4 protein-coding genes are annotated in these 5467 nt (G+C 66.2%); 1 reads left to right on the forward strand and 3 read right to left on the reverse strand.

The annotated features are described in order from the left end of the window. Nucleotides 1-70: 70 nt before the first annotated feature. The 3 genes from VN856_RS00650 to VN856_RS00660 are packed head-to-tail and all read right to left on the reverse strand — an operon-like array spanning nucleotide 71 to nucleotide 2805. Entirely contained in the window at nucleotides 71-835 is a 765-nt protein-coding gene (locus tag VN856_RS00650; RefSeq protein WP_325685204.1) for a CPBP family intramembrane glutamic endopeptidase, read from the reverse strand. Between the two features lie 18 nt (nucleotides 836-853). Beyond that, a complete protein-coding gene (locus VN856_RS00655) occupies nucleotides 854-2119 on the reverse strand; it encodes a DUF445 domain-containing protein (RefSeq protein ID WP_325685205.1) in 1266 nt (421 codons plus the stop codon). Further along, complete coding sequence (locus tag VN856_RS00660; protein ID WP_325685206.1) at nucleotides 2116-2805, reverse strand: Abi-alpha family protein; 690 nt, start codon at nucleotides 2803-2805, stop codon at nucleotides 2116-2118. The genes VN856_RS00655 and VN856_RS00660 overlap by 4 nt, the downstream gene beginning before the upstream one ends. 124 nt (nucleotides 2806-2929) lie before the next feature. On the opposite strand from VN856_RS00660, the gene VN856_RS00665 reads away from it, so the two are divergent. Continuing rightward, nucleotides 2930-5341 carry a CoA transferase gene (locus VN856_RS00665; protein WP_325685207.1) on the forward strand — a complete coding sequence of 804 codons (2412 nt, stop codon included), beginning with the start codon at nucleotides 2930-2932 and terminating at the stop codon, nucleotides 5339-5341. Nucleotides 5342-5467 lie beyond the last annotated feature (126 nt).

Here is a 5467-nt window from a genome sequence, read left to right on the forward strand (position 1 = left end):
GATCGGGCGCTGTCGGATCTGAGCGCCGGCCGTATCTCTGGCGCGGCCGTCTTGCTCGTGTAGCGACGTATCAGCTCGACAGGTGCCACACCAGTGCGGCAGCCAGGGCCCCCGCCCCGTTCAGCGACCAGTGCAGCGCGATCGGTGCCAACAGGCTGCCGCTGCGTCGTCGCAGCCAACTGAACACAAACCCGGCTGCCGCCGTCGCGACCACCGCCAGCAAGACCCCGGCCAGCATCCCGATGGCTCCGCCGCCGAACAGCCGGGTAAAGCCGACGTTGCTGGTGGTCAAACCCAGCGACGTGGCGATGTGCCACAGACCGAACAGCAGCGAACCCGCGAACGCAACACCGCGAAACCCCCACGCCCGGTTCAATGCGCCGTGCAGCACGCCGCGGAACGCCAACTCCTCAGGGATGACCGTTTGCAGCGGAATGATCAGCATCGAGGCGATCAGCGCCCCGGAGATCGTCGCGTAGCGGTGGTTCATGAACATCGGCCGCGTCCACGGCAGCAGCGCGCCGATCGCAATCACCGACACCACCAGCACAACGGCGCCCATCGCGTATGCGGCTCCGGATCTCCAGTGCTCGCGGCCCAGCCCGAGTTCGGCCCAACCCAGCCCGTTGACCCGCAACCAGGCCACCAGTCCGACCGCCACGACCGGGACGGTCACGACACCTGCCCACGGCGTGGTGAAGTGCGCCAGCAAATTCGCGCACGCCAGCACCACCACGACGACGGCGACGTCGACCTGGATGCGGAATTGGTGCAGCGCCGAGAGCTGGGCGAGCAGCGGGTGCGGCTCTACCGCGGCGCTCTCGTAGCCAGACATCCCACCAGGCTACCGACGCTAGCGCGCGAACTGCTCGACGAGGACCACCTGCAGCTCTCCCACTAGGAAGCCGAGCACGGCACCCACCGTGACCATGAGCATCTCGTCGTCTTTGAAGACGGGTCGGAGGATGGCTTCGTACTGAGCGGGAGACAGCTTGGTCATCTTCTCGACGATCAGGTTCTCGATGTCGAGCGTCTTGGCGGTGTAGTCCTTGGCTTCCTGCATTGTCTCCGGTAGACGCTCGAGAAGCATCTGCACAATCGCGTCCTTGGCCTGGCGGTAGCGCTTGGTGCCGATCGCGAGCGTGATCAGCGGTTGCGCGAACCCGGCCTGCGCGTCGAGTGCTGCGGAGACCTCTTTCTCGATCGCCGCGAAGAGCCGTTCGGCGGTCGGGCCGTGCAGGATCGCGTCGAGCAGCACATCGGCGGAGAACAGGTCGTTAGCCAAAATGCGCGCGTAGTCGCGGGTGACGTTGTCGCGCTGCGCGTGCAGGACGCCATGCACCGGGATGAAGCCCAAGAGCTTCTTGGGCTCACGGGGAATGAAGATCAGGTTGAGGGCCAGCCAGTCGCTGGCGAAACCGGTGACGAAGCCGAACCCGGGCATGATCCACGGGTTGTGCAACAGGCCCCAGGCGACCATCTGCACCAGGCCGATCGCGAAGCCGAAGTAGATTCCGCTGCGGCGGATGAACTTCATCGCCGCGCCGCCCATGCCCTTCATCAACTCGTTGAGTTGGGCCTTGTTATTCACCAGGGTGGTGATGGCGAGATATTGCAGATCGACGAACCGCGGCAAATCGGTCTTCATCTCCGAAAGCAGATTGTCGACGACTCCGGGGGCGGCGGCGTGCACCCGCGACAGCACCGCCTTACGGCCGGCTTCCGGGATCGAGTCCCACAGACCGGGGCGCACTTGCTCGGCGAGGTCGCGAGCCATCTCGTCGACGGTTCGGGTGAGCGGCTCGCGGAGGTCCTCGACGGCCTGCTTGGCGTCGATCTTGTCCAGGATCTCCTCGGGTCGCAGCAGCTTGTCGGTGAGCATTTGGATGGTCATCGCCGCGGTCTTGCCGGCGCGGCGCGGAACCACGCCTTGCCAACCGAGCGGCCCGATGCCGACGAACTCGATTGGCCGGTAGAGCATCTGCAGCGCAACGAGTTTCGTTGTGTAGCCGACGAACGCGGCAATCAGCGGCATCGACAAATAGATGAACCAGTTCAGCTTGACGTCGGAAGTTATCTGACTCCAGCTCTGCCCCCACGCGATGACCGACGACGTCACTCCCGCTCCCGTGGGACGCTCGCCGCGGCCCACAGTTCCAGACCAAGGCCGGACAACTGCAGCGTGTATTTCTCGATACGCGCCGGGATGGGACCACGGCTGGCCGTCTTGATGGCTTGAAGCACCGCGGTGTCGGCGGCGAGGATCTCGTACTCGTCCTTCATGTCGGAGTCCTCGGGGCCGGACTCGACCAGTCCGAGTGACAGCAGATGACTCACGTACATCGGGGTCAACTGCGGAAGCGCGAGGTTCGCAGTCTTGCCGATCAGAGACATGTTTTCCAGCACGACCTCGACGCCCAATCCCGCACGGGTGCGCGCGTACACGTTCAGCAATGGGGACGTGGAGCCGTCGGACAAGGCGCTGATGATGCGCGCCTCGTCGGGCACGATCTGGTCGAGAATTTTGTGAAACAGCTCTTGGCGGCTCGAGGCGGTGTTCTGTCCGACCGCGCGATCGAGCAAGCCGTGCATCTTGGCATCGAGGCTTTCGGCGTCGACGTCCGAGCGCTCTTCTATCTCGGCCTCAGATTGGGGTAGCGCCGGCACCGCGACAGTGGACAGGTGCATCCCGGACCGGATGAGTCCAAAGACCTGACGCTCACCCCAGCTTGCGGCCTTGATGTACGCGCGCACGGTCTGCTCCGCGAGGTCGACGAGGCCGGCGGGGTTGAACAGGGACGCCATGGCTGAACGGTAGCCAACGCGTCGCATCGTTTTCGCGGATTTCAGCCGGGGGGTGGTCGCGCCCCGTCACCGCTTGTCGCACCGGCACCCAAACGTGGCAAACCCGCGCACTATTCTGGCCGAGGTGACCACCTCGGTTGACGGCTTGCTCGCATCGCTGCGGGTGCTCGACCTGTCCGACGACGACGGCGACGCGGTGACCCGGTTGTTGGCCGACTTGGGCGCCGATGTCCTGAAGGTTGAACCGCCGGGCGGCTGCCCGTCGCGCACCCGGCGCCCGACGCTGGGCGGCACCGGAGTGCGCTTCGCACTGCACAATGCGAACAAGCGCAGCAGCGTGCTCGACCCGTCCGACCCGCAGGACTGTGAGCGGTTGATCGAACTCGCCGGCGGCGCCGACATCGTTGTCGACAGCGGAACTCCCGGCCAGGCCGCGGCATACGGAACCTCGTGCGAAGACCTGGCGGATCGCTTTCCGCAACTGGTGTCGATGTCGGTGACCGATTTCGGCAGAACGGGGCCTCGTTCGTCGTGGCGGGCAACCGATCCGGTGCTGTACGCGCTGTCGGGGGCGTTGGCACGGTCGGGCCCCACGAAGGGGACACCGGTTTCGCCGCCGGACGGTATCGCGTCGGCCACCGCCGCCGTTCAGGCCGCCTGGGCCGCGCTGGCTGCGTACTACAACCGATTGCGTTGTGGGACAGGCGAGTATATTGACTTTTCCCGGTTCGAGGCTGTCGTGATGGCGCTCGATCCGGCATTCGGGGCGCACGGCCAAGCCGCTGCGGGCATCCGTCGGCCGGACCGGTGGCGCGGACGCCCGAAGAACCAGGACGCCTACCCGATCTACCCGTGCCAGGACGGCTACGTCCGGCTGTGCGTGATGTCGCCTCGACAATGGCACGGGCTGCGCCGCTGGCTGGGAGAGCCCGAAGACTTCCAGGACCCCAAGTACGACGTGATCGCTGCGCGGTTCGCGGCCTGGCCGCAGATCGGCCTGCTGGTCCAACAGCTTTTCGCCGGGCAGACGATGAAAGCCCTGGTGTCTGAGGGCCAATCGCACGGTGTGGCGATCTCCGCCGTGCTGGATCCGACGCAGATCCTGGCGTCCGATCACTTTCAATCAGTGGGCGCCGTCGCCGACGCCGAACTCGTCCCTGGCGTGCGCAGCCGCATCCCGACCGGCTACTACGCCGTCGACGGTCAGCACGTCGGCTTCCGCACTCCCGCACCGAGCGTTGGGCACGACCATGCTCGGTGGCTCGACGAGCGGGCCCAGATCGCCGCCCCCGGCAGTTCCGGCCCGCGTCCGTTCGAGGGGCTGCGGATCATCGACTTGGGCATCATCGTCGCCGGCGGCGAGCTCAGCCGGCTGTTCGGCGATCTGGGCGCTGAGGTCATCAAGGTCGAAAGTGCTGCCTATCCGGACGGATTGCGACAGGCCCGGGTCGGCGATGCCATGAGTGAGTCATTCGCGTGGACGCATCGCAACCATTTGGCGTTTGGCGTGGATCTGCGCGACGAAGCCGGCAAGCAGGTCTTCAGCCGGCTGGTTGCCGACGCCGACGCGGTGTTTGCCAACTTCAAGCCCGGAACGCTTACGGCCCTTGGGTTTCCGTACGACACCCTGCGTTCGCTGAATGAGCGGGTGGTTCTCGCCGAAAGCAGCGCCTTCGGCGACAACGGGCCGTGGAGCAACCGGATGGGCTACGGACCGCTGGTTCGCGCCACCGCAGGCGTCAGCAAGCTATGGACAGACCAACGCCATCAACCGGACCAGGGCGACGACTCTCGGCACCGGTTCTACGACGCGACCACGGTCTTTCCGGACCACGTGGTCGGGCGAATCACGGCGATCGGCGCGCTGGCCGCGCTGATCCATCGCGACCGAACCGGCACGGGAGCCCGCGTGCACGTCTCGCAGGCCGAGGCCGTCGTCAATCAACTCGACGCCCGCTACGTCACCGACGCGGCACGGACCGGCGAAGATGCCGAGTTGGCCGACGACACCAGCCTTCATGAAGTTCTTCCGTGTGCAGGCGACGACGAATGGTGTGTCATCTCGATTCGCACCGACACCGATTGGCGTTCGGCCAGCGCGGTTTTCGGCCTACCCCAGCTGGGCGACGATGCGCGGTTCGCCACCGGCGACGCGAGAGTGGCGCACCGCGGGGATCTGCTCGAGCAGGTGTCGGCGTGGACCCGCGGCCGGACCCCGTGGCAAGTCGCCGAGGCATTGCAGGCCGCCGGCGTCCCGGCCGGTCAGATGAACCGGCCGCCCGATGTCCTGGAAGACCCGCAGCTGCGGCAGCGAAAGCTGTTCAGCGACATGCATCATCCGCTGTTCGATCACCCGCTGCCGGCCGAGACCGGCCCGGCGCCGTTTCGGCACATCCCGCAGGCGCTACAGCGGCCGGCGCCGCTGCCCGGGCAACACACCCGCGAAATCTGCCACAAAGTCCTCGGAATGAGCAGCGAGGAAACCGAGCAACTGATCGAGGCTCGAGTGCTGTTCGCATCCACCGACACCGCCTAGCATTCGCCCGGCGCCAACCGCGGAAGGTTCCGTCATGCCCGTCAACCCCAGAACGCCGGTGCTGATCGGCTACGGCCAGATGAACTACCGCGAGACCGAAGAACCGGAAAACACCCCGGAGCCCGT

Source organism: Mycobacterium sp. (genome assembly GCF_035603715.1).
GTDB lineage: Bacteria > Actinomycetota > Actinomycetes > Mycobacteriales > Mycobacteriaceae > Mycobacterium.